The organism is Paraburkholderia sp. GAS82 (assembly GCF_050436285.1).
GTDB lineage: Bacteria > Pseudomonadota > Gammaproteobacteria > Burkholderiales > Burkholderiaceae > Paraburkholderia > Paraburkholderia phenazinium_B.
On sequence record NZ_JBNDLX010000002.1, the window covers coordinates 858,406 to 883,955 of the forward strand.

At 60.0% G+C, this 25,550-nt stretch carries 21 protein-coding genes; 16 read left to right on the forward strand and 5 right to left on the reverse strand.

Annotated features, from left to right (window positions below; genetic code table 11):
• Positions 1–96 precede the first annotated feature (96 nt).
• The 11 genes from P3T17_RS10235 (at position 97) to P3T17_RS10285 (ending at position 12,843) form a co-directional block, all read left to right on the forward strand.
• Positions 97–1,020, forward strand: a complete 924-nt coding sequence (locus tag P3T17_RS10235; RefSeq protein WP_429406388.1) for an intradiol ring-cleavage dioxygenase — start codon at positions 97–99, stop codon at positions 1,018–1,020.
• Between the two features lie 66 nt (positions 1,021–1,086).
• Positions 1,087–1,968 (forward strand): sugar phosphate isomerase/epimerase family protein, encoded by an 882-nt coding sequence (locus P3T17_RS10240; protein WP_429406390.1) that lies wholly within the window; start codon positions 1,087–1,089, stop codon positions 1,966–1,968.
• Positions 1,969–2,010: 42 nt separating this feature from the next.
• The gene (gene iolG / locus P3T17_RS10245) at positions 2,011–3,003 is read left to right on the forward strand and encodes an inositol 2-dehydrogenase (RefSeq protein WP_074267249.1); all 993 of its coding nucleotides are present in this window, start codon (positions 2,011–2,013) and stop codon (positions 3,001–3,003) included.
• A 24-nt stretch (positions 3,004–3,027) separates the two neighbouring features.
• Positions 3,028–4,116, forward strand: a complete 1,089-nt coding sequence (locus tag P3T17_RS10250) for a Gfo/Idh/MocA family protein (protein WP_429406392.1) — start codon at positions 3,028–3,030, stop codon at positions 4,114–4,116.
• A 97-nt stretch (positions 4,117–4,213) separates the two neighbouring features.
• Complete coding sequence (chvE, locus tag P3T17_RS10255) at positions 4,214–5,284, forward strand: multiple monosaccharide ABC transporter substrate-binding protein (protein ID WP_074267251.1); 1,071 nt, start codon at positions 4,214–4,216, stop codon at positions 5,282–5,284.
• A 92-nt stretch (positions 5,285–5,376) separates the two neighbouring features.
• A complete protein-coding gene (gene mmsA, locus P3T17_RS10260; RefSeq protein WP_429406497.1) occupies positions 5,377–6,906 on the forward strand; it encodes a multiple monosaccharide ABC transporter ATP-binding protein in 1,530 nt (509 codons plus the stop codon).
• Position 6,907: 1 nt separating this feature from the next.
• Positions 6,908–8,116, forward strand: coding sequence for a multiple monosaccharide ABC transporter permease (gene mmsB, locus P3T17_RS10265; RefSeq protein WP_074267253.1), 1,209 nt, complete (start codon positions 6,908–6,910; stop codon positions 8,114–8,116).
• 150 nt (positions 8,117–8,266) lie between these two features.
• On the forward strand, positions 8,267–8,563 hold the full coding sequence (locus P3T17_RS10270; RefSeq protein ID WP_429406394.1) for a Dabb family protein: 297 nt from the start codon (positions 8,267–8,269) through the stop codon (positions 8,561–8,563).
• 40 nt (positions 8,564–8,603) lie between these two features.
• On the forward strand, positions 8,604–9,665 hold the full coding sequence (locus P3T17_RS10275) for a maleylacetate reductase (RefSeq protein WP_429406396.1): 1,062 nt from the start codon (positions 8,604–8,606) through the stop codon (positions 9,663–9,665).
• 88 nt (positions 9,666–9,753) lie between these two features.
• Entirely contained in the window at positions 9,754–11,367 is a 1,614-nt protein-coding gene (locus tag P3T17_RS10280; protein WP_429406499.1) for a methyl-accepting chemotaxis protein, read from the forward strand.
• Between the two features lie 285 nt (positions 11,368–11,652).
• Positions 11,653–12,843 carry a porin gene (locus P3T17_RS10285; RefSeq protein ID WP_429406398.1) on the forward strand — a complete coding sequence of 397 codons (1,191 nt, stop codon included), beginning with the start codon at positions 11,653–11,655 and terminating at the stop codon, positions 12,841–12,843.
• 81 nt (positions 12,844–12,924) lie between these two features.
• Here P3T17_RS10285 and P3T17_RS10290 read toward each other — a convergent pair whose 3' ends face one another.
• Positions 12,925–15,942 (reverse strand): autotransporter outer membrane beta-barrel domain-containing protein, encoded by a 3,018-nt coding sequence (locus tag P3T17_RS10290; protein ID WP_429406400.1) that lies wholly within the window; start codon positions 15,940–15,942, stop codon positions 12,925–12,927.
• On the opposite strand from P3T17_RS10290, the gene P3T17_RS10295 reads away from it, so the two are divergent.
• Positions 15,893–16,369 (forward strand): hypothetical protein, encoded by a 477-nt coding sequence (locus tag P3T17_RS10295; RefSeq protein WP_429406402.1) that lies wholly within the window; start codon positions 15,893–15,895, stop codon positions 16,367–16,369. The two genes, P3T17_RS10290 and P3T17_RS10295, sit on opposite strands and share 50 nt — an antisense overlap.
• Positions 16,370–16,637: 268 nt before the next feature.
• Here the strand turns inward: P3T17_RS10295 and P3T17_RS10300 are convergent, their stop codons facing one another.
• Entirely contained in the window at positions 16,638–17,609 is a 972-nt protein-coding gene (locus P3T17_RS10300) for an NAD(P)-dependent oxidoreductase (protein ID WP_429406404.1), read from the reverse strand.
• A 17-nt stretch (positions 17,610–17,626) separates the two neighbouring features.
• Here P3T17_RS10300 and P3T17_RS10305 point away from each other — a divergent pair, with 17 nt between their 5' ends.
• Both P3T17_RS10305 and P3T17_RS10310 read left to right on the forward strand, forming a co-directional pair.
• Complete coding sequence (locus P3T17_RS10305) at positions 17,627–18,502, forward strand: LysR family transcriptional regulator (RefSeq protein ID WP_429406406.1); 876 nt, start codon at positions 17,627–17,629, stop codon at positions 18,500–18,502.
• Between the two features lie 60 nt (positions 18,503–18,562).
• Positions 18,563–20,104, forward strand: a complete 1,542-nt coding sequence (locus tag P3T17_RS10310; RefSeq protein ID WP_429406408.1) for an FAD-dependent monooxygenase — start codon at positions 18,563–18,565, stop codon at positions 20,102–20,104.
• A 99-nt stretch (positions 20,105–20,203) separates the two neighbouring features.
• On the opposite strand, the gene P3T17_RS10315 is transcribed toward P3T17_RS10310, so the two are convergent.
• Positions 20,204–20,719, reverse strand: a complete 516-nt coding sequence (locus tag P3T17_RS10315) for a GNAT family N-acetyltransferase (protein WP_429406410.1) — start codon at positions 20,717–20,719, stop codon at positions 20,204–20,206.
• Between the two features lie 292 nt (positions 20,720–21,011).
• Between P3T17_RS10315 and P3T17_RS10320 the strand changes: the two genes are divergently transcribed.
• Positions 21,012–21,653, forward strand: a complete 642-nt coding sequence (locus P3T17_RS10320) for an MAPEG family protein (protein WP_429406412.1) — start codon at positions 21,012–21,014, stop codon at positions 21,651–21,653.
• Between the two features lie 136 nt (positions 21,654–21,789).
• Here the strand turns inward: P3T17_RS10320 and P3T17_RS10325 are convergent, their stop codons facing one another.
• Positions 21,790–23,544: a pyrrolo-quinoline quinone gene (locus P3T17_RS10325; protein WP_429406414.1), complete on the reverse strand. Its 1,755-nt coding sequence runs from the start codon at positions 23,542–23,544 to the stop codon at positions 21,790–21,792.
• Positions 23,545–23,995: 451 nt separating this feature from the next.
• Here P3T17_RS10325 and P3T17_RS10330 point away from each other — a divergent pair, with 451 nt between their 5' ends.
• Positions 23,996–24,976, forward strand: coding sequence for a hypothetical protein (locus P3T17_RS10330; protein WP_429406416.1), 981 nt, complete (start codon positions 23,996–23,998; stop codon positions 24,974–24,976).
• 49 nt (positions 24,977–25,025) lie between these two features.
• Here the strand turns inward: P3T17_RS10330 and P3T17_RS10335 are convergent, their stop codons facing one another.
• Positions 25,026–25,508, reverse strand: coding sequence for an SgcJ/EcaC family oxidoreductase (locus P3T17_RS10335; protein ID WP_429406417.1), 483 nt, complete (start codon positions 25,506–25,508; stop codon positions 25,026–25,028).
• Between the last annotated feature and the right edge of the window lie 42 nt (positions 25,509–25,550).

Genomic DNA, 25,550 nt, shown 5'->3' on the forward strand with positions numbered 1-25,550 from the left:
ATCGCGAAAGAGATTCCCTTTTTAGCTCTGTTTTGCCGGCTGCGGGGAATATAGACTCGTCTCAAAGCGGTACGAAAACATTGAAGGAGACGCTCCATGCAATCTGCAGCACCCTCTGAATCGCCATCCCCATCGCCGTATTTCGATGAAACGCACTCGGCCGACGTCGTCAACGCGCGCATGGCGCCGAATGTCGACGAACGGCTGCGGCAGGTCATGACAGTTCTGGTCAAGCATCTGCATGCAGCGGTGAAGGAAATCGAGCCGACGCATGAAGAATGGTTCACCGCCATCCAGTTCCTGACTGAAACCGGTCATATGTGTACCGACTGGCGCCAGGAGTACATCCTGCTGTCGGACATCCTGGGCGTCTCGATGCTCGTCGACGCGATCAATCATCGCCGGCCGAGCGGAGCGACGCCCAACACGATTCTCGGCCCGTTCTATGTTGCGAATTCGCCGGAGTACGAAAACGGCGCCAACATCTGTCTCGACGGAAAGGGCGAACCTCTGGTCGTAGCTGGGCGTGTGACGGACATTGACGGCACATCGATTCCGAACGCGAAGCTCGAAGTCTGGCAGACCAATGACGATGGCTTCTACGACGTGCAGCAAAAAGGGATTCAGCCCGATTCGAATTTGCGTGGCGCATTTACTTCGGATGCGGAGGGCCGCTACTGGTTCAAGTCCGTCAAGCCGCGTCACTATCCGATTCCGTCGGACGGCCCGGTCGGCAAACTCCTTGGTGCAATGGGGCGCCACCCGAATCGCGCGGCCCACCTCCATTTCATTGTGACCGCGCCGGGCTACGAGCCCGTCATTACCCACATCTTCACGCCGGACTGCCCGTACCTTCCTGAGGACGCGGTCTTCGGCGTCAAGCGTGAACTCATCGCCGAATTCAACAAGGTTGACGACCCGGAAGCCGCCAGGCGTGTCGGGTTCTCATCACCGTTCTGGTCTGTGTCGTGGGACTTCACGCTCGCAACGTCTACCAGGCCCACGCGGCCAACCCCGTAACCGTTTGGCACGCGGGAGCGTGTGCCGTCGACGAACCGATGAAACTGAGAAACAGGAGTACTACACATGAGCGCGAAGAAAATTGAACTGCTGGCGGCGTACTGGACCATTGCGGGCGATGTCTATCCGTGTGGCCCGGTCGAAGTCAGCCCGTTCCCGCTGCGAGATCGTTGCGAAGCGGCATCGCGTGCTGGCTGGAGCGGCGTCGGCCTCATCCTCGATGACCTCGAGCATAGCGTCGAGAAATACGGGCTCTCTGGCGTCAAGCGTATTCTGGACGACACCGGCATGAAGTACTTCGAGCTCGAAATTCTCATGGACTGGTACCTCGATGGCGAGGCGCGTGTCAAATCGGATAATTTCCGTCGCCGTGTCATCGAGCTGGGCGGCGAGCTTGGCATGCGCAATCTGAAGATCGGCGCGAGCCCCTTCGATGAAAGTCCGGCCGACTTTGCGCGCATGACCGACGAATTCGCGAAACTTTGCGAAGACGTCGCGACGGTTGGCGCGACGGTTGCAATCGAGTTCATGCCTTTCTCCCCCATCCGAAACATCGGGGAAGCGCTGAAGATTACTGAAGGTGCCGACCAGCCCAACGGTGGCCTGATGGTCGACCACTGGCACGTCGCTCGCGGTGGCAGCCCCTATAGCGAAGTTGCCAAAATCCCGGCGCGCTTCATCACCGGTGTGGAACTGAACGACGTAGCCGCGCAGATCAAAGGGACGCTGTTCGAGGACTCGAGCTTTAACCGTCAGCTTTGTGGCGAAGGTGCAGGCGACTGTCCTGCCTTCATTGATGCTCTGCAACACGCGGGGTGCACGCTTCCTTACTACGGCGTGGAGCTTATCTCCGAGACGCACCGGAAGTTGCCGCTCGACGAGATGGCGAAGCGCGCCTATGACACTACCGTCGCTCAGTTCTCGGCAAAGAGCGCGGCTTCCGTCTGACGCGCCTGACCTTAAACCCACAAAGTACTTCTGGAGACTCACATGATTCGAATCGCCGTACTCGGTGCTGGCCGCATTGGTCGCATTCACGCTGGCAACGTCGCCGCGAGCCCGAACGCAAAACTGGTCGTCGTCGCGGATCCTGTTGAGAAGGCCGCGACCTCGCTTGCGGAAAGACTTGGCTGTGAAGCGTCGACGGATGCCTCGGCCGTGCTCGATCGCGATGACATCGATGCTGTGGTCATCGGCACGCCGACGGATACCCACATCACATTCATGTTGAAAGCCGTGGCGAACGGCAAGGCTGTGCTGTGCGAGAAGCCTATCGACCTCGACATGGAAAAGTCGCTCGCCGCGGCTAACACGGTCGAACGCCTCGGCGGCCGTGTGATGCTCGCGTTTAATCGTCGCTTCGATCCGACGTCCCAGGCCTTCCGCAAGGCGATCGATGCAGGCGATGTCGGCGAAGTGCGCCAGGTCATCATCTCCAGTCGCGATCCGGGCATGCCGCCGCGCGATTACGTCGAGCACTCCGGCGGGATCTTCCGCGATATGGTGATTCACGATCTCGACATGGCCCGCTGGCTGCTGGGCGAAGAGCCGGTCGAAGTCATGGCAACCGCAAGCCGGCTCGTCGATCCGTCGCTGGAAGCGCTCGGCGACTTCGACACGGTGATGGTGCAGCTTCGCACCGCGTCGGGCAAGCAATGTCACATCAATTGCTGTCGCGAGGCGCTGTACGGCTACGACCAGCGTATGGAAGTGTCCGGCTCCAAGGGCATGCTTCTGCAGGAAAACCTTCGCCCCTCGACGATCCGTCGCTGGACGAAGGACGCAACCGATGTTCGCGAACCGCTCCTGAACTTCTTCCTCGAGCGCTATGAAGCGGCTTACAAGGCCGAGCTCGAAGCATTCGTCGAAGCGCTGCGTACGAATTCGCCCCTGCCGACCTCGGTGCAGGACGGCCTCAAGGCATTGCGTCTGGCTGAGTGTGCGCTCGAGTCCGCGGTGTCGGAGAAGACGGTCAAGGTGTAACGGGAAATCCGGAGGAGATAAGACATGACACGAAAGATTGGTGCCAACGAAACGTTAGGCGTGGCGTGCCTCGGTATTACGCATCCGCACACGTCCGGTCGGGTCAAGGCGATCCAGCGTCGTACCGACGCGAAGATGCTCGGCGCGTGGGACACCAGTCCGCTGCTCGAGCCATTCGTGGATGCGCTCGGTCTGGAAGTGCGCACGAAAGACGATATGCTCGCTGACGACAACGTGCACGTGGTGCTCGTGCACTCGAAGAGCGAGAAGATGGCCGACCTGACCATTGAAGCACTCGAGGCCGGCAAGTCGGTGCTGTGCGAAAAGCCCGCAGGCCGCAGTTCCGCGGATGCCAAACGGATTGTCGAGGCGGTCGAGCGTACCGGCGGTCTCGTGCAGGTGGGCTATTGCTGGCGCTTTGCTCCGTCGGTTGACGCCATGCAGGCAGCGCTGAAGAGCGGCCGCCTCGGCAAGGTCGTCCAGGTGCGTGCGCACGGCGGTTGTTCGCATGACGAGGCAGGCACGGCTCACATGACCCAACCGGGCGACATCGGCGGCGCTGTCTTTGTCATCGGCTGCCATCTGGTAGACCGCATTCTCCTGCACTTTGGCTTGCCGCGATCCGTCAATGCCCGCATCACGAAGTTCCCGAACTTCCATGGCGACGAGTCTCGCGAAGATGCTGCGGGCGCTGTGTTGAACTACGAAGACAAGATCGTCGTCATCGACTTCATGTCGTGGGACGTGCTGCCTTGGACGGAAAGCTGGGACATCACGGCGTACGGCACCGAAGGCATCATGTCCTCCCGTTCGCTGCCGTCGAGCTACAAGATTTACGACGCGGGTAAGGGCGCCCATCCGGAAGGATGGACCGAATGGCAGGAAACGAGCTTCCCGGAAATCTGGGCCACGAAGAAGACCGAATATTCCCCCGACATTGCTGAAATCGGCAATCCGGTTTACTTCGACCGCGAATCGAACGCGTTCTTCGACGCGCTTCGCAACGGTACCCCGTCGGTTGTCCCCGCCACACAGGCATACAACATCAGCCGCGTCATTGAGTCGATGTTTGCTTCTTCGAAGCAGGCCGGAGCCGAGATCTTTATCGACTAGGAAGGAAAACGGCCGGTCTCTTTTCGGGGCCGGTCAGTAGAAACTGGCTAACGATAGTCAGACGTTAACTATGTAGTCCTTATCAGGAGACAAAACGATGAACATGATCAAGAACGTTGCGGTGGCTTTGGCCGCTTCGATTACATTGTCCGCGGTGTCGGTATGCGCTTACGCCCAGGACAAAGGGGTCATTGGGATTTCCCTCCCCGACAAGACGGAGTCGCGGTGGATCACCGATGGTAAGAGCATGGTCGACGCGCTGAAGGCGAAAGGCTATTCCTCGGATCTCCAGTACGCCAACTATGACGTGCCGACGCAGGTCAACCAGGTCGAGAACATGCTGGCCAAGGGCGTCAAGGTGCTCGTGATTGCCCCGATTGACGGTAAGACCTTCTCCGACGCGCTGGCGCTTGCGCAACAGAAGGGCATCAAGGTTATCTCGTACGATCGCCTGATCAGCCAGACCAAGAACGTCGACTACTACGCCACGTTCGACAATTATGGTGTGGGTGTTCTGCAGGCGCAGAGTATCGTTGCCGCCTGGCAGAAGAGGGGCAGCAAGACGCCTTTCGACATTGAGGTATTCGGCGGCTCGTCCGACGACAACAACGCTCATATGGTCTACGCCGGCGGGATGTCGGTGCTCAAGCCATATATCGACAGCGGCAAGTTCGTGGTTCGCAGCAAGCAGGTGGAATTCGACAAGGTTGCTACGCGCAACTGGGACGGCGCTACGGCGCAGTCGCGTATGGATAACCTGCTGAGCGCTTTCTACGGCAACAACCGGCTCGATGCCGTTTGGACGCCGAACGATGCCATCGCGATCGGTGTGATCTCGTCGCTCAAGGGTGTCGGCTATGGCACACCGCAACAACCGATGCCGATCGTCACGGGACAGGACGCCGACCTGCAGAACGTCAAGGGCATTATCCGCGGCGACCAGACGACCACGGTATTCAAGGACACGCGCAAGCTGGCCAGCATCACGGCCGACATCGTGGACGACGCGCTGACCGGAAAGCCCGTACCTGTGAACGACACGAAGAGCTACAACAACGGGGCCAAGATCGTTCCGACCTACCTCGTGAAGCCCATCCTCGTCGACAAGGACAACTGGCAGCCGGAACTGGTCACGAGCGGGTACTACACGCAGGCGCAGTTGAAGTAACAAATCGCAGGCCAATGAGGGTGCCGGCGGCGCATTTGCAGCCGGCACCGAACAGAGGTCTGTTGCAGTTGATCGACCTGAGGAGTACGACGATGGAAACCATTCTGGAGATGAGCGAAATTCAGAAAAGCTTTGGCGCGGTCAAAGCCCTGAACAACGTCAATCTTAAAGTCCGAAAAGGCGAGATTCACGCCATATGCGGCGAGAACGGCGCGGGTAAGTCGACGCTGATGAAGATCTTGAGTGGCGTTTATCCGCACGGCTCTTTCGCAGGAAATGTGGTCTACGACGGTGAAGATCGCGCGTTCTCGGATATCTCAGACAGCGAGCAGGTCGGGATCATCATCATCCATCAGGAACTCGCACTCGTGCCCATGCTCTCGATTACCGAGAACATCTTCTTGGGCAACGAGCAGTCGAAGCGAGGCGTGATCGACTGGCAAGACTCCCGGTCCAAGGCAAAGGAACTGCTATCGAAGGTCGGTCTGACTGACTCTCCCGATACGCCCGTAGGCACGCTCGGCATCGGTAAACAGCAGCTGGTCGAAATTGCCAAGGCGCTGTCGAAAGAGGTCCGTCTGTTGATCCTCGACGAACCCACGGCAAGCCTCAACGAAAAGGACAGCGATACGCTGCTCAATCTCCTGCTGGAGCTGAAGGCGCGTGGCGTGACGTCCATCATCATTTCGCACAAGCTCAACGAGATTTCACGCGTTGCCGATGGCATCACGGTCATCCGCGACGGCTCCACGGTCGATGCGCTCGACTGCAAGGCGGAAAGTGTGAGCGAAGACCGCATCATCAAGGCGATGGTCGGCCGTGAGATGTCGGACCGCTACCCGAAGCGTGTGCCGAAGATCGGCGACGTGATCTTCGAGGTCAGGGATTGGCGCGTACAGCATCCAACCCAGCGGGACCGCGCTGTCATCAAGGGCGTCAATCTGAAGGCACGAAAAGGCGAAATCGTGGGTATCGCCGGTCTGATGGGATCCGGGCGTACCGAGCTTGCCATGAGTGTTTTTGGCGGAACGTACGGGCAGGACATTTCCGGAACCGTGCTCATGCACGGAAAGCCGGTAGACGTTTCGTCGGTGCAGAAGGCCATCAAGGCAGGCCTTGCGTATGTGACGGAAGACCGGAAAGGAAACGGTCTGATCCTTGACGACAACATCCAGCGAAACATCACACTGGCGAACCTCACGGGCGTGTCGAAACTCGGGGTTATTAACGAACACGAGGAAATGACGGTTGCGGCAGATTTTCTGAAGAAGCTCCGTATCCGCGCCCAAGGGGTAACCCATGTGGTCGCCAATCTGTCCGGCGGCAATCAGCAGAAAGTGGTGCTCAGCAAATGGCTGTTTTCGGGGCCCGAAGTACTCATTCTGGATGAGCCCACGCGAGGCATCGATGTGGGCGCGAAATACGAAATTTACAGCATCATCAATCAGGCGGTTGAAGCGGGCAAGTGCGTGGTCATGATTTCTTCGGAAATGCCGGAGCTTCTTGGCATGTGCGACCGCGTTTATGTGATGAACGAAGGCCGCTTTGTTGGCGAGTTCACCGCGGAGGAAGTCTCGCAGGAGAAGATCATGCGGGCAATCATGCGAAATGGAGGCATCTAAAATGCGTAAGGTACTTTCGCCGGCGGCGCCGCAGGAAGCCGGAGTTGAAAAAAGCGAAATCGTTCGCGCGTTCAAGCGGGGCGCGAGTGAATACGGACTGCTGATTTCGCTCATCGTCATCATGGCATTCTTCCAGGTGTCGACGAACGGTGTGTTGATGCAGCCGCTCAATCTGACGAATCTGGTGCTTCAGAACAGTTATATCGTCATCATGGCGCTCGGTATGCTGATGGTGATCGTCGCAGGCCATATCGATCTCTCGGTCGGTTCGACCGCCGGACTGGTGGGCGCGCTCGCGGCGGTTCTGATGGTGCAGTTCAATGTCAACTACGTGCTGGCCACTGTCATCTGCATCATCACCGGCGCGCTGATCGGAGCCATTCAGGGTTACTGGATTGCGTTCTGGCGGATGCCGTCGTTCATCGTCACGCTGGCCGGCATGCTAGTGTTTCGCGGCCTCACCAACCTCGTGCTTCAGGGCCAGTCCATTGGGCCTTTCCCGGACGCGTTCGCTACGGTCAGCTCCGGCTTCATTCCCGACGTTTTTCACGGCCAGAATCTGCACATCACGTCCATCCTGCTTGGAATTCTGGTGGGCGTGCTCTTCTTCGTGATCGAGCTTCGGCACCGCGCGAGCGCAACGAAATACGGTATGACCAGCGGATCGTTTTCGATGTTCATCGCGAAGAACGTTATCCTCACCGGCCTGATCGTCTTTCTCTGCTACATCCTCGCGTCGTATCGCGGTCTGCCGACGGTTCTCGTCATCATGGGCGTGCTGATTGGTGTTTACACATTCATCATGAATCGCACCACCATTGGCCGTCGTATCTATGCAGTGGGGGGCAACGCGAAAGCAGCCAGATTGTCGGGGGTCAGTGTTCCTGCAGTCAGCTTCATGACCTTCGTGAATATGGGTGTGCTGGCGGCGTTGGCCGGTCTCATCTTCGCGGCTCGCCTGAACAGCGGCACACCGAAAGCAGGTACGGGCTTTGAACTCGATGTGATTGCTGCGTGCTTTATTGGCGGTGCGTCTGCTTCTGGCGGTGTTGGGAAGGTGGTCGGTGCGGTCGTGGGCGCTTTCATCATGGGCGTGATGAACAACGGGATGTCCATTATGGGCATTGGCGTCGACTATCAGCAGGTGATCAAGGGGATAGTGTTGCTCGCGGCGGTTTTTGTGGACGTCTACAACAAGAACAAGGCTTGAGCATTGTGTTTCGGAGGTGCCGTCAGATGACGTGCACCTGGACCTGGAAAATTTCAGCGGGCAAGTGGGCAGTCGATCTATGTGGGCAAGTACCCGCAGGGACGCTCGCGCATGGTTTCCCAAGGCATTGGAAGTTAATACGGAATCGACATGATCAAGCACATCGTTATGTGGGATGTTCGCGGTGATACACCCGAGCAAAAGAAGGAAACGGCTCAGCTTGTAAAGAGTGCCTTCGAAAGTCTCACTGGCAAAATCCCGGGGCTCACAAAGCTGGAGGTCGGCGTGGACGTCAGCGGAGTCGATTACGCCTGTGACGTCGTGCTCTACACCGAGTTCGAGAGTCATGAGTCGCTTGAAGCGTATGCGGTTCATCCCGAGCATATCCGCGTTAAGCAGATCGTCGGAGATAGTCGTATTGCCAGGCATCAGGTGGATTACATCTGAGCCCGAACGCTGTTTCCCATAACGAGGAAATCCAGATCTTATGTACGACTTTACGTATACGACGCCTGCCTCCCGGGTGATTTTCGGCGCAGGCAGCATGAAACTCATCCAGCAGGAAGTTGAGACGCTGGGAGCGCGCAGGGCGCTGGTTCTGTGCACGCCGGAGCAGCGAGAGCAGGCCGAGATCGTTTCCTCTCTCCTCGGCCCCTCGAGTGCCGGCGTTTTCGACGGCGCGCAGATGCATGTGCCCATTGAAAACGCCCGACGTGCTCGCGAGCATGCGAAGTCGGTCGACGCCGACTGCGCGGTAGCCATTGGCGGCGGCTCGACCATTGGCCTTGGCAAAGCCATCGCGCTCGAGTCGTCGCTGCCGATTATCGCGATTCCGACGACGTATGCCGGTTCGGAGATGACGCCGATATACGGCATAACCGAAGGGGGACTCAAGCGGACCGGGCGCGACGCAAAGGTACTTCCGAAAACAGTGCTCTACGATCCGGAGCTATCGCTCGGTTTGCCGATCGGCCTTTCGGTGGTGAGCGGCTTGAACGCGATTGCTCACGCTGCCGAGGGCCTGTATGCAAAGGATGGAAACCCCGTCATGTCGCTGATGGCTGAAGAGGGAATCCGCGCGCTCGCTAAAGGTCTGCGTGGCGTGAAAGCGAGCAGCACGAACAGAGAAGCGCGCAGTGAGTGCCTCTACGGGGCGTGGCTGTGCGGGACGGTTCTCGGCAGCGTAGGAATGGCACTTCATCACAAGCTTTGCCATACCCTTGGAGGCACCTTCAATCTGCCGCATGCGGAGACGCATGCGATCGTTCTTCCGCATGCACTCGCGTATAACAGCATCGTCGCAGATGACGCAATGACACGTATTGCGCGGGCACTCAACGTGGATGTCGCCGCAGATGGACTGTACGAACTGAGCCTGGAACTCGGTGTGCCACGCGGGTTGCGTGAGATTGGACTGAGCGAGTCCGATCTTGATCAGGCATGCGAAGTAGCCTTGTCGAATCCCTACTGGAATCCGCGTCCAGTGGAGGCTGTTCCCCTTCGAGCGCTGCTCCAGCGCGCCTGGGAAGGCGCTCGGCCTCGGCCTTGAGAAACGGTTTGCGACAGACGCGAGTGCATAACTTCAAAATATCCACGCAGTAAAGGTGGTATGTCACCCCGGGGATAAGTTCATGAGGATGACCGTAGGCAGAAAGCTTGCCGCAACGTTCGGCGCAGTTGTAGTCGTTTCGCTGGTTGGAAACACGATCTCCATCATCAACTTCCTCCGGCTCAATCAGGCGAACGGTTGGAACGTTCGTAGCTACCAGGTCCTGCGCACCAGCGATGACATGTTGACCAATATGATCAAGATGGAAGCGAGTGTGCGTGAATTCGTCGCGTCCGGAACCGAACCATTGCTGGAGCCGTACAACGCAGGGAGTGAGCAGTTTGACAAGGCGCTGAACGTGGCTCGCTCGTTGACAGCCGACGATCCCGACCAGCAACAAAGACTCAAAACCTTGAGTGAGATGCGCACAAAGGTCAAGGAGATCGACGAGAAACTGATCGGGCTGCGCAGAGACGTAACCGCGGGTCAACAACCCTGGAATGCGTTGTCGGACTATTTCAGGCAGGGGAATGACAAGCCGTTCATGGGTCACTATAGGAAGGTCGCGGCCGAATTCGACAGCGCTGAGCAGATGGAACTCGACAGACGCTCTAACGAGGTCGCAGCGTTAGCCTTGGCAACAAAGCTCGTGCTTGCGGCGGCGGGTGCGATGACCGTGCTTCTTGCGGTTGCGCTGGGAATCTGGATTACCCGCGGGATCGTGCGATCGCTGGGCGGAGAGCCAGCCGATGCAGCGGATGTTGCGGCGCGCATTGCGCAAGGTGACCTGTCGGTTGCAGTGCCTGTGGCGCCGAACGATCACGCTAGCCTGATGGCGTCGCTGGAGTCTATGCGGCAGCAACTCAAGTCGATCGTTGCGGGTATCCAGTCGTCAGCCGAGTCGATCAAGATTTCTGCCGGAGAAATTGCGCAGGGAAATATGGATCTCTCCCAGCGTACGGAGGAGCAGGCAGCATCGCTCGAGGAAACCGCGGCGAGCATGGAGGAACTGACTTCGACGGTGCGTCAGAACACGGCAAATGCGAAACAGGCGAACGCGCTGGCGGGAGGAGCCTGTGCAGTCGCGATGCGCGGAGGTGAAGTGGTGCATCAGGTGGTCGAAACGATGCAGTCGATTTCACGGAGCTCGGATAGGGTCGCCGAGATTATTTCGGTAATCGAAGGGATTGCGTTTCAGACCAATATTCTCGCGCTCAACGCAGCGGTCGAGGCGGCCCGGGCCGGCGAGCAGGGCAGGGGGTTCGCGGTCGTCGCGGGCGAAGTCCGGACGCTGGCGCAGCGCAGCGCGAGTGCTGCGAAAGAAATCAAGGAATTGATTCACGATTCGGTCCAGCATGTGGCCGAAGGCTCGGAGCAGGTCGAACGGGCTGGCGCAACGATGCATGACATCGTGAAGGCGGTACGCGAGATGACTGACATCATGAGCGAAATCGCAACGGCTTCTGAAGAACAGGGTACCGGAATCGAGCAGGTGAACAACGCGGTCGGTCAGATGGACGAGGTGACACAGCAGAACGCGGCGCTCGTGGAGCAGGCATCGGCGGCCGCGCAGGCCATGTCCGAGCAGGCGACAGCGCTGCGGGACGCAGTCTCGGTCTTCAAAATCGAAGCTATGTCCGCTTCTGACCTAAAGGATACCCGCCGACCGATTGGAGAAGCCTGGGAGTCCGTAACCGGCTAGGAGCGCAGATGCGCGGCTACGGATGGCGCCTCGCCGCAAAGCATAGCAAAGTTATCGGGTGGCGTGATAGAACATTCTGCTTCGAATTTACCCTGATTTAAGAGCATGCTGTGTAGTGGCATTGTTGGCTCTGTTAAGTCGTCAGCGACAAGCTGACGTTACGGACTCCTGTCTCGAGTGTGACGCTCCATAACGTATCAGCCGCTTCCATGCGGTTTGATTGGCGTTGCTTCGTCCGGTTGCGACAGGCTCTGTTTAGACAGTAAAACAACAATCGTCCACCAGATGAAAAAATCAACTATCGCCCTCGTCGCGCTCGGCACATTAGCCGGCGCCGCACACGCACAAAGCAGTGTCACCCTGTACGGCATTATCGACGAAGGGTTCGACATGATCACCAACAACAAAGGCGGCCACCAATACCAGTTAGCCGGGAGCGTGATGCAGGGCAACCGGTGGGGGCTGACCGGCGCCGAGGACCTCGGCGGTGGCATGAAGGCGGTATTCCTGCTCGAAAACGGCTTTAACGGCAACAGCGGCGCGCTGAGCCAGAACGGCCTTTTGTTCGGCCGCCAGGCCTGGGTTGGCCTCGCGACTCCGTACGGCACGGTCACCCTCGGTCGCCAGTACGACTCGGTTTTCGATTATGCGGCTCCACTCGCAGCCGGGCAGTTGGGCGGCGGCGTCTACGGCGCGCACCCGGGCGACCTCGATAACTCGAACATCGATTACCACGATAACAACACCATCAAATATGCCAGCCCGAACTATTCGGGCCTGAAATTCGGTGGTACGTACAGTCTCGGCGGTACGGCTGGAAACTTCACCAACAACCAGATCTGGTCGCTCGGCGCTTCGTATAACCGGGGGCCGGTCGCCGTTGGCGCTGCCTACCTGAACGCGCGCAACCCGGGCACCGGCATGTTTAGCACTGCCGCTTCGAGTCTGCCCGAAACCTTGATGACGCCGATCTACTCCGGCTTCATGAGCGCAAACACGTTTCAGTTGATCGATTTCGGCGGATCCTACAAGTTGGGGTCGGCGACGCTCGGCGTCACGTATACGAACGCCAAGTTCATGAATCTGGGTAGTAATCCGATGCCGACCGGCGCCAAGGGTCCGGCCGGTGGCTACGCGACGGGTAGCACGGCGACCTTCAATGACGTGCAGGTCAATTTCATCTATCGGATCTCGCCCGGATTGCAGTTGCTGTTGGCATCCGACTACGTCGATCGCAATTCGCTCACGGAGCGGAACGGAAAATCAGTCGAAAGCGGGAAGTATCTGCAATACGACGCGGCGCTCGACTACTCGCTGTCCAAGCGTACCGACGTATATGTGATGGCGCTCTACCAGCGTGCTATCGGCGACGACTCTACCGGCGGTCCGGCAGTCGCTGCCATCACCGATACCACCGCCATTTCGTCGAACGGCAAGCAGTTGGTCGGACGCGTTGGCATTCGCCACAGGTTCTAGGAGCACAAGCTTCGCGCACGCCCCGACCGGCAGTCGCTGCCGGTCGGGGCGTGATCGCTTTTAAAGACCAGGGATGGCGTGCTACCAGGTCCAGCGAGCGCCGGCATTGCCGGTAATCGTGCGCTGATGTTGGCCACCGAGATTCGTGAGATAGCTGGCCGTCGCATACACGCTGCCATGCTTCGTCAGTTGCGCGACGAGCCCCGCGCCGATCTGACCGGCGGTCTGGCCGACCTGGGTGCCCAGTGTCGTCGTGCCGCTAAAAGTCGTCTCGTCGTCTGCGCCGAATGAGCGCAGCACGCTCACACGCAGGTAAGGCTTCCAGGCGATTCCGTTCGCATCGAATGCCCATTGCAGCCGTGCGCCAACCCGGGCGAGAAACGTGTTGCCGTTATTCCACGTCACGTCGGAGACTCCGTCGTTGAACCGGTCAAGCGACAGCCATTGCCACACCAGTTGCGCCTGCGGCTCCAGCGTCAGCCCGTAGCCCAACGCGATCGGCAGCCCCGCCTCGACCGAGCCCGTGAACGCGTTGCCGTCCGTCGAACCGCTCACGCCGTCGTTCGAAAGTGTGCGCACGGTCAGGGCGCTACCCATCATCACTGCGTCCGTGTACCAGCCGCCCGGACCCACGTGCGTCCAGTAGCCGCCGAGATTGTACGCATTCACCTGAAGCGTACCGACGCCCAGATCCTGTTGACCCAGTGCAAAGCCGTTCACGTCGCCTACCGCGCGCGAAAAGCCGAGGAAGAATCCATAGTGATTGCTGTGGCCGCTGGGGCTGTTGTCCGCATATAGCTCCTGCCCGATCTGCATCCCCCATACCGTGCCGTCGAAGGACGGCGCCACGTCGCCTTTCTGCTGCAGGTCGCTGTAGCCGCCCCAGACACGCGCCCACGATGCAGGCGCCTGGCCGTTCCCGGTCAGCAGCCCCTGTTCGCCCTGGCGATCGTGGAACGTATCGATCTGCTCCAGCCCGAGTTGGCGGGCGACGGCCGGCGCTTCTGTGTACAGCGGCACTTCCTGCCGGTAGACCGGCACCTCTGCGGCGCCTGGGGCCGCAGAGGCGACGGCCTGCGCGATGGAGAGCGGCGTGCCCTCCGCGACGATGGGCGATGGGGGCGTTGGAGCCGGCTGACCGGGCTGACTCGGCTGACCCGGTTGCGATGCCAGCGGCTGCGGTTTCGGCGGCACCGTGTTGCGCAGATACCAACTGTCGCTCGTCCCCGTCGACGTACCGCCTTTCGCGAGGTAATACGTGTAGGCGCCCGCACTGACCGATCCACCGGACAGCGTGAAGGCGCTCGCGGCCGTCGTCGCGCCATTGGCCGCCTGCACGACCTGGATTCCATCTGTGGGAGTCAGCGCACCAGGGCCGCCGACATTCGTCACCCTCAGCGTGCTCGTGCCGCTTGCCGCGCCGCCGTTGATCACGAGCTTGTCCGACGCTGCGCCATCTCCGGCCAGATAGGTGTTTAGCGCGATCGTTGCGTTCTGACCGACATAGTTGCCCGCGACCGTCAACGTATTGCCGATGCCGCTGCCACCGAGTTGCACGAGACCCGCATTCGTCAGATTGCCGTTGATCTGGAAGTTGCCGGTTGAACCGCTCAAAAGATTGGTGAGTGCATTCGCCACGGAAATCGTGCCGCTATTCGTCACGTTGCCCGTCACGCTGCCGTAGCCGCCAAGCGTTGCGCCCGACGCGACCGTGACCGGGCCGCCGCCGGACAGCGCCGCCGATGAGCTCGTTCCGTCGCCGACGATAAGCGTGCCCGCATCCACATTCGTTCCGCCGGCATAACTGTTCGCACTGTTAAGCGTCAACGCGCCGGAGCCGAGCTTCGTCAGCGAGCCAGCGCCCGTGATGTTCTGCGTGATCGTCGAGTCGTAGCCCTGCGTGTCGATCGTGCCATTGTTCGAGGTGATCGAGAGAGCACGGCTCGACGCGAGATTAAACGCGCTGTCGAGCTGAAGCGTGCCGCCGTTGAACGTCAAGCCGCCGGATGACGCGCCAAGCGCATTGTCTGCCGCGACGGACAAGGTGCCTTGCGTGATGGTCGCGCCGCCCGAATAGGTGTTGCCGCTCGACGCAGCCGGGGACAAGCTCAGCGTGCCCGCGCCTGTCTTCTCCACTGCGCCCGCGCCGCCGATCAGTCCCGTGTAGGTGCCCACGCTGTCCTGCTGAAAGCGCACAAGGCCATTATCCGTCACGGAGAGTGGCAGGTTCGACGCATTGGCCTGCAGGGTCGCGCCGCTGTTGACGGTCGCGATAACCGATGCCGTCGTCGTGCCGAGCGTGCCTGTCAGGTTCAGCGTGCCGCTCTGCACGAGGGCGTTCGAAAACGTGCCGGTACCCGCCCAGGTCCACGCGTCGCCTGCCATCGTCAGGCTCTGGAAGTTGACGAATGCGTTCGACGCGGTGCCTGAGCCTTGCAGGTTGACGACGTTCGTACCGCCGCCCCCATCGGCGGTGCCGATGATCTGCGAGCCGGTCTGCAGGTTCAGGGTGACATTGCCGTTGCCGCCCTTGATCGCAGTGCCGCCGCCTCCCTGGATCAGCCCGGCGTTCGTGATCGTCGTATTGCCGTTGGTCGAGCGTACGCCAATGCCGTTATTGCTGATGATCTGTCCACCCGTCTGGTTCGTGATCGTCGCTGTGAACGATGTACCGAGGGTGTTCGACACGACCGCGTCGACGCTTCCGCTGCTCGTCGCGGTACCCGTGGTCTGGATCTTGCCGCTGTTGATCAGCGTGTCGTTGTTGCCCTGCATGTAGACAGCCGGGCTGTCCTTGCCGCTCGAGGTCAGCGTGCCGCTGTTGTTAATCGTGCCGCTGCCGCCTAGCAGCGACGCGGCGCGCGCGTTGCTGCCCGTCGTGGAGACTGTCCCTGTGTTGGTGAGGGTGTTGCCCGAAGCGCCTGCGTTGCTTTGCCCCCACGCGGCTGTCATGCCATACGAGTTGTTTCCTGTCGTTGTGATCTTGCCGTTGTTGATCAGCGCGTTGTTGTTGCCGTTCGCTGCGAGACCGTCGTTGTAGGCACCCGTCGTGGAGATCACGCCTGTCGTGCCGTTGGTGATCGTATTGCCGTTGTTCATGCCGATCAGTACCGCACCGCGGTTCGCGACACCCGTGCCGTTGCCTGACAGGGAGAGCGTGCCGTTGTTGGTGATCCCGCTGGAGGAGTCAACCGCGAATGGCGTTGGCGTTCCCGGCAATGAGAAACTGCCGGTCGCCGTTGAATCGATGTTGATGGTGACGTTGGTGCTTCCCGTCGCGGCAACGACGGATGAGATGCCTGTGCCAGAGCAGGTAACGGTGGTATTACTGACCGGCGCTGTCGCCGAACAGGCGGCATCAGCGCCCACCGGCATCGCGCCGGTAAGGATTGCCATCCCGCCAAAGCCGAGACTCCACACGTTCCTTTGCATAATTTCGCCCGCTTTAAATGAGCGTTGTCGATGCAGACCGATGCGTGGCTTTGTTTATATCATCTATTTACAAAATATCAACAAGACCGGCTGAATTGGATTTCATAAAGAGTGCGAAGGAGACGCAATGAAAATTCATAAAAAGGAGCTATCTTTGTGCATGACAACATAATCAGGTAACCGAAATTATTACCGATACGAGGCGACTTGGCGGAATGGGCGATCGCCTTACTGGCGCGCGATCAGGAGGGAGATCGGGAGAGAAACTGACTATACCGTGCACACCCCCGCTCGTACCCGGCCATTGTGCGATGCCGCGTGCCTCAGAGCGGGTCCACGCTTAAAGCGAAAACAAAAGAATTTCATAGCGAACCACCTGCCGTACGCGCTTCGAATGCCCGGACAACGGCCGCCATGTCTTCCTCGCCAAAGCCCAAGGCTTCGGTTTCGCCATAGAGTGAGAAGCATGTTTCCATGAGCGGTGCTGCGACGGCCGCCTCGCGGGCCGCCTCGACGATCAGCCGACTGTTTTTCAGCACGTCGGAAATGCCGGCTTGGCGAGCGAAGTCGCGCTGTACCAGCTTGGCGGCCTTGATGCGCGATACATCGCTCGCCATCGGACCGGCACTGAGGATGGCAGCGAAACGCTCCATATCGAGACCATGGCGCTCGGCAAAATGCGCAGCTTCGGTCAGGCCGGTGACCATCGTAATCAGAAAGACGTTCACCGCGAGCTTCATGCGCAGGGCTGACGGCACCGGGCCGCACTCGAAACATTCCCGGCACATCGCAGCCATCAACGGGCGTACCGTAGCGACGTCCTCGTCATCCCCCGCGAGCATGGCGACAAGCTGTCCCGCTTCGGCCGGCTTGCGTGAACCCGAGACCGGCGCCTCCACATAGTGACCACCGGCTGCTCGGATGTCGGCCGCCAAAGCCTCCGAAAACCCCGGCGACACCGTTCCCATGGCGACCAGCCTGCGTCCTGCGACACGCGCAACAAATTCGGGCGTGCCTCGGCCGAGTACGGCATCGATGGCCGCACCGTCGGCCAGCATCAGGATGATCGTGTCGCACCTCGCGAACACGTCGGCGACGTTCTGCGCTACCGTCGCGCCAGCTCGCGACAGAGGTTCACATCGTTGCGCCGACCGGTTCCACACCATCAGCGCGATGCCGGCGCGCAGAAGATTGTTTGCCATCGGCTCGCCCATGGTGCCGATGCCGATGAAGCCAATTGCCTTCAATGTATTCATGGCCTGCTCCCTTTTTAGTTGCCCATGATTCTGATCAACAGCTACCATTTCGTCTAACGGATATATATGAAGTAACACTTCAAGGATTCAGATAGATGAGGCCACATTTCGATATCGAAGCGCTGCGTACCATGGTCGTCGGTACCGAACTGGGCAGCTTCGCGCGTGCGGCTGTTCAGCTCGGGCGGTCGCAATCAGCCGTCAGCATGCAGTTGAAACGCCTTGAGGAGCAGGCGGGCCACATCCTGTTCCAGCGCAACGGCCGCGGACTTGTGCCTACCGAGGCGGGTGAAACACTGCTCGCGTATGCGCGGCGGATCGTTGACATGCATGACGAAGCAGGCGCGACGTTGGGTGCGACGGTTGCGGCGCCGGCTATCCGGCTGGGGCTGCCACAGGATTTCTTCGAGGACGTCATGCCCGATGCGATCGCCCACTTTTCGAAATTGCAGCCCAACGTGCACGTCGAGGTCCGCGCAGGGCGCAACTATGCCTTGGAGGAAGAGGTCAGGGCAGGACGGCTCGATATTGCGCTCGCGTTTTCGGAAGCGGGGCGCTCGAGGGCGGGTGACCTGCTGGCATCCATGCCGATGTTCTGGTTCGGCCGGGAGGATGCCGCGGAGGTAGTGCGCGGGTATCAGGACGGTCTTCCGCTCGTGCTTTTCAATCACCCGTGTCTGTTCCGGCAGGCCGCGCTTCAGGCACTGGATGCGGCCGCGGTCCGCTGGCGTCTGTCTCTTACTACGCCAAGCCTGTCCGGCTTGTGGGCCGCAGTCCGCTTTGGCCTCGGCGTGACTGTCCGGACGATGCATGGCATTCCTGATGGAATACGACGGCTCGATTCTGCGCTACCGCGATTGCCGGCGCTTGAGTTGCGCATTCTCACCGGTGCGGATATATCTCCTGCAGCGTCGGAATTCGTGAGCGTTCTCGAAACGGTCACTCGTAAAAGGCTGATAGCCAAGTCTTAGGTAGCGTATTGCTAGTTCCATTTTAGTTGGGCTTTCTTACCTTTAACGGAGACCGCATCGATGTCCACTGTCATGATTGTCGGGGCGGGTCCAACCGGCTTGACCCTCGCCTGTGAGCTTGCCGTGCGAGGAATGCCGTTCCGGATCATCGATTCTGCCGAAGGTCCTTTCGCCGGCTCACGCGCCAAAGGTGTACAACCGCGCACGCTTGAAGTGTTCGACCGGCTGGGCATCGCCGATGAGATTGTGAGTTCGGGTCTTGTCGGCTTGCCCTATCGACAGTACATGGCCGATGGCGGTTTTCGCGATGTGCCGCGTCCCGTGCCTGCCCAACGGCCCGATGTGCCTTGGCCGTCATCCGTCCTGATCCCTCAGTGGCGCACCGAAGCCGCGCTACGCGGCCGCCTCGAAGCGCTCGGCGGCCGCGTCGAATTCGGAACGGCTCTCATCGACGCTGAAGTGGCCAACGACGTCGTGCGCGCGAGACTCCAGCACGCCGGAGGCACTGACGAAGTCGACGTGGCCTGGCTGGTGGGTTGCGACGGCGGGCGCAGCACCGTGCGGCACATCGCCAAGTTGGGTTTTCTCGGCGAGACGCATGAGGACATGCGCATGCTGGTCGGCGACCTGCATGTCGAAGGGATAGACCGCGCACACTGGCACGTGTGGCGTCCTGAAGGCGGAGGTTTTCTTGCGATGGCGCCGCTGGCCGGCACCGACGCATTCCAGTTGCAGATCGCAATCGGTCCGAAGTCGCCCGATTCCCCCACCCTGGAGAACTTCCAGCAACTGGTCGGGCGTTACACGGGCCGCAGCGACATCCGCCTGTCGAGGCCCGACTGGACTTCGCTGTGGCGCGCGAACGTGCGCATGGTTGAGCGGTATCGCGCCGGGCGCATTCTGGTAGCCGGCGACGCAGCGCATGTGCATACACCTGCGGGCGGGCAAGGCATGAACACCGGGATACAGGACGCCTTCAACCTCGGCTGGAAGCTGGCGGCGGTGCAGCGGGGCGCCGACAGTGCGTTGCTCGACAGTTACGAGGCCGAGCGGTTGCCGGTAGCGCGACATGTACTCGAACTTTCGACGCGGCTGGCCGCCACGACGCTGTCTTCGAACACGCAGGGCCTTGTCGCTCCATCGGAGGACACGTCCCAACTCGGCATCAGCTATCGGGAGTCGACGCTTTCGCACGAACTACGCTCGGCACCCGGCAGCCTGCACGCTGGGGATCGTGCGCCAGATGCACCGGGTTTGGTCGATCGTGAGGGTAGGTCATTGCGGCTGTTCGATGTCTTCCGCGGACCTCGGGCCACGGTGCTGACGTTTGGCGAAGGGTGGGGGGCGGTGCTTGACGCAGGCCTCGCTGTTGCCGCCGACGCTGTTCACGCGGTCCGTGTGTTGTCGCCCCGCGCTTCGATGCCTGAGGACGGCGGCGTGCCGACGCTCGTGGATTCGCTCAACCACGCAAGCACGATCTGGGAACCCGGCACAGGAGCGATCTTCGCGGTGCGTCCAGATGGCGTGATCGGTTTTGCTGATGACCGGCGTGACCCTGTTGCACTTGTGACCTGGCTACGCCTGGCCGGATTGGCGCGATAAATCGGTGGCTGGCGCCCGAAGTCCAGCAGGCAAATCGGTGAACCGCCGACCCAGCGAACGACCACCTGTTGCCGGCACCTGCCTGACCCAAGCGCAAACTCAAGCTAGCTTCGAATAGATGCGCGTGTTTCGCAAACTGCCGTCCGGAGCGCGCCGTTCCTGCCGCAACACGCCTTCCAGTTGCATGCCGATGCGTTCACAAACTCGAATGCTTCTTTCATTCAAGTCGTCGCAGATCGCTTCAACTCGCTTTGCGCCGAAATTGGCAAAAGCATAATTTGCCAGGCCGTTGGCGGCTTCACTGAACAGCCCGCGTCCCACATGCGATGACCTTCCCCAGAAGCCAAGTTCAAAAGCTGGAACAGTCCATCTTGGCCGGTGAAGACCGCCGCTGCCCACAACCATGCGCGACGTCCTGTCGATAAACAAAAACGGAAAGTCTTTTCCGGCCTGAAAATTTGCGGAGCTCGCAAGGCAAAACGACTCGGAGGTCTCGATTGATGGTGTTTCGAGCGCCCATGGCAACGACGCTGGAAAGCGCCTCAGTTCCGTCAGCGCGTCGACGACCGCGTCAAACAAGTCGGGACCATCACCAGACCGAGGACACCTGATCACGAGGCGGTCTGTTTCAAATGACGTAGGTAGAGTTGGAGAGGTCAATGTTGTCGAGGACGTCGGCGGAATGATGGTGCATTAAATTGTCGGCGATCGGGGTGGGCTTGTCGACGGTTGTGTGTGGCTATCTCTGCGACTGTCGGGCGGTCCCTGCCGACATGCTATCGGTCGCATGCGATCCGAAAGGGTCTTTCGGGTTTGCCGAAACCCGACATTCAACGTGTTACCGTTCCTCTCGACTGGGCTGTGATAGCCACCGACGCCGCCGTTCGAAATACCAGGGGGAAAATCTATGACCGATCCGGCCCATGGCCCGTCCAACTTTCGCCAGCAGCGCACAGTAGGCATCGCTGGCATCGCGGCCGCCTCGCTTCTTGCCTCGGTGCTCTGGTTTGGTATCGACTATCTGATGTCGCCCTTGCCGGGCATGGATAGTCTCGACGCCCGGATGCTGCTGACACTTAAATGCTGGTGTGTTGCCGTGCTGTTCTGCCTGGTGACGGGTGTCGAAGCAGTGGCGCATGAGCGGTTGACCTCACCCGCGTTCGATCCGCTGGCGGGCTTCGAGACACGCAGGTTGCGCGTCAACCAACGATACCTGCAGAACACGGTAGAGCAGATCATCGTGTTTGCGGCGTCGCTTTTCGGTCTGGCCGCCTACTCTCCCGACGGCTCGGCGATGCGCGCGATCGTAGCGACAACCGTGGTCTGGATCGCCGGGCGGGCCGCGTTCTGGGTCGGCTATCATCGCAGCGCGGCGCTTCGCGGGCTCGGTGCGCCGGGCATGGCGGTCAGCATGATCGTGCTGCTTTATGTCGCGAGCCGGTTTGGACGTGACATCGCAGGGACGGTGGGGGCGATTGTGCCGGTTGTTGTATTTTTCGCCATTGAAGCAGTGTTGTTTTGGGGGACGCGGCCGGTCGAAAATGATTGATTCAATAGATTCGGATGATCCGGCTTGCTGAGGCTAACGCTGGGTGAGCGGTCTAAATAGTATTTCGATCGGACTATGAGTTCTCACGAACAGAGATCACTTGGCGTGACGCCCGCGCACGCCTCGTCTCCCGTCATCAATTTAGCAAGCCGTAGACCGCAACGCCGTTCGTCGCACCTACATAAACTTTCCCATCCGCGATCATCGGTGTGATGAACTTGTTGCCCGGACCGAACTGATCCCGCGTGCCGGCCTGATTGCTGTTGTACAACTCGTGCGCGAGATTGGTGGCATCGTAGGCGTGCAACGCGCCGACTGTGCCGTTTTCCGCCGCCCACACAATACCGTTACTCGTACCGTTCGCGGAAATGGCCGGCGTGGCGCCGGGATAAGCGAACGTTGTCGGGCTTTGCGACGACGGCGTGGTGGCAAGCAACGCGTTGGTAACGGGCAGCGCCTTAAGCGCATCGGTCTGTCCTCCGTAATAAACCACATTGTTGAAATACGCCGGCGAACCCCAGATGCCGCCGGTCAACACACCGGTGATCTCCTGCCAGATGTTGTTGGTCGTTGAATTGAACTTGCCCATGTTGTCGCGATCCACCACGTAGATATGGGTATCCTTGCCTGCTCCGACAGCCAGATGCTTGACGGTTCCGTCCGAGGCGGTTTGATCGGGCAGCAGCATCGCCCCACCCGAGCCGAAGTCGTTATCCGCAGCGGCCTGGGCCACGACGTCGTACATGGCAAAGTAATCGGTTGCGACCAGTGCAGGGGTGGCAGAGAGCTTGATAAATGCATCACCGAGATCGCCATCGACTGGAAATCCCTGTGCATTGAGCGTCGGGTTGAAGGTGCCGTTGCCGTCGATCAAATAGACGGACGTCCCATCCGATGCCATGCCCGAGCCCGCCATCCAGACCGATCCCTGGCTGCCGTTCGGGGTAACGGGCAGCGCACCCGTTTGCTGCAACGTATCCTCGCTGTACGCCATGAGCCAACCGTTGTAGTTCCCGGACATGCAGTGGGCGGTCCAGCCCATGTAGATGGTGCCGTTGACCAACGTCAGTGCAGCGCGCACGGTGTGCAGGGAGGGCGTGAAGGTAAGGACGCCATTCGCACCTTCTGCGCCGCTTCCCGGATACGTTGCGGCGATTTCGGTCGGGCCACCAAACAGTTCCGCACCTGTTGCAAGATCGATCGCGTGAAGGCGGTGATGGACGTTCCCGCTGGCGTCCGTGCTCATGGCCACGGCATATAGCGCGCCATTCGGGCCGCGTGAGCGGTCGATGACCGGCGTCGAAGTGATACCAATTTCCGGTGTGATATCCGTGCAGCCCGGATCAGGACTCGAGGTTTCACCCGCAGCGGCCAGCGAGATCTGCCACAGCGCGTTACCGCTATCGGCGTCGTAAGCGTAGACGCTGTCGTGCTCTGTCACAACATAGACAACATTGTGCGCGGCCGTGCCGATCATAAGATTCGTTACGAATAGAGGCTGCGCGTCGACTTTGCCGTCCGCCGGCAGGAAGCGCAACTTGCCGAACGTCGTCGAGTTGACGTTGGCTAGCGTGAGCGTTGTTTCCGCAAGCATCTGACCGGTTCGCGCGAGGTCGTTGTGGTGCATGAGAACGTCGGTCGGGTAGGTTTGCGCAGTTGTCGGTGTCGAGCCAGTAGTTGTGCCCCCGGGTGTAGTCGTGCCCGGCGTACCAGGCGCAGAAGTGGTTCCGGAGGTACTGCCGGCGCTGCCCGAACCGGTGGCGCTCGGGCTGCTACCCGAACCGCCGCCGCACGATCCAATGCCCGAGGCGATTAGCAATCCGACGCAAATCTCCAATAGGTGACGCCAAAAGGTGGAAGAAAAAGCCGGCCTGCGTTGTAGAGATTTCATGGCGATTCTCCAGCGGCTTTTGAGCGGTCCACAGCACGTCATACCCACAGCGCGCGCAAATGGCCACGGGGTTAATGTCAGACGAATGGCATTGCTGAACCACCCGCTGAATTCGTAAGGTCAGTTGTCGCGCAGGACATTGTTCACACGTTTAGGTTCGGGTCAATCTACGACAGCCGCCGACGATGCACCCGCCAATACTTCGCAGCATTGAGACAGGCGTAGGTTTGCGAGCGCCCGAAAGGTCGCGTTGGATTAGCGCTGGCCTGCCGGTCCTGTAACTGCTACCGGCCAAGGAAAGGATGAAAGACAGGCAACCGTCCTGTGCGCGCGGGACGACCGCTCGAGGTGAGCGAAAGCCGGCGACTTCCTGCCGCCCCCGGGCACGCGTGTTGCGCCCACTACGACACGGCGGCGAGACTGTCGCACCACGATTGCGGAGGAGCAAATCATGAGACAGACTGTTTTAGGCGTGTTCGATAGCTACGCTGACGCGCGCTCGGCACAACGGACATTGGGCGAGGCTGGCGTAGCTCAGGCCGATATTGCCATCTATGCCAAGTCAGATGACGCACCGGTCGAAAGTGGCCCGCGTGTTTATGCACCAGGCAGCGGCGATCTGCGCCATCACAACGCAGTGTTCGATCAACTCGAACAATTGTTTGCGCGGCTGTTCAAAAGCGGCCAATATCCGCCGGAAACTGAGGATTACAGAGAATTGATCCGCCGCGGTGGAGCGATCGTCAGCGCCGACGTTTCCGAAATGCAAGTAGACCTGGCTCGCGATTTGATGCGTCGCACCGGCGCAGCCGACATCGAAGAGCGTGCCAAGGTATGGCGAAATGGTTCCGCAGGAACGAGCGAGGAGCCTTCGCCCGGGCGGCCCATAACGCAGAGCGCTGCCGATTATTCTTCGGCGGGGGGGAGGATGGTTGGCGGGATGCAGCAGGTAACGACTCGTACGGAGGGGCTCGGATCGACTGCGTCCGTGCAAAGCGGCCAGCAGATGACGGGTGTACCCGACGTCGGGCTCGCCCGCCCGCCCGAGGATGCGTTCGCGGGCGTCAAATCTCCGCGTGCAGCGTACTCGCCCGAGGACAGCACGAGCGGGATAAAGACGGAGGAGACAGCGGGGACGGACCTCCTGGGCGATCCCGTCGCCGGCATTCCGATGGACGACACGCCTTATGTCGATGAACTGCGGGAAGAATACGACGCCCATTACGCGAGTACGGGTGCGTCATACGACGAATATCAGCGGGCCTACGCACACGGAGCCACGCTTGGAAAAGATGAGCGGTATCGCGGACATGACTGGCAAGGGGTGGAAGCGAACGCTCGCGAGGACTGGGAGTCGCGCTACCCGGAAAGCGGGTGGGAACGATTCAAGGCTGCCGTGCGGCACGGCTGGGACCGGGTTACAGGCGGCTGATGTATTGATCGGGACCGCGGGGAGCGGGGACGGTAACAGGTTTACCCCGTTACTGCTTCTCCGGCATGACCGATGAGTGATGACTTGTGATTAGCCATTGCGCTCCATCCCAGTGATAGGTGTAAGTGTAACGGGCCTGAACAACCACTCCGGTTCTTGCGAAGGTGAATGTGTAAAGCCCGGCATCCACAGCGGAATTGCACCCCAGCTCAATGTAGCGAAAGTCAATCTTTCCGGATGGACGATCCTGTAGAAAATGGCGGAAATAGTCCTCTTTCTCCGCCACCGTTAAGCGCGGCTTGTTGGATACCGTGGGGAGAAGAATGGACCGCTCCGCATAGTTGGCGACCACGGCGTGTGGATCACCGGTTTGCAGCGACTGATTCCATCGATCGAACAACGCCGCAATTTCTTGATCCGATGTGACCTTGCAGCTTTCCGTATGCCCCGCCGCAGCATTGGTTGACATGCCTTGGTTCGTGGCGCACCCGGCGAGCACGACCGCCAGGATAGCAATGGTAAATAGCTTCATGGCGGCACTTCTCCTGTCGGGCAGTGAGAGGAAGGCACAACG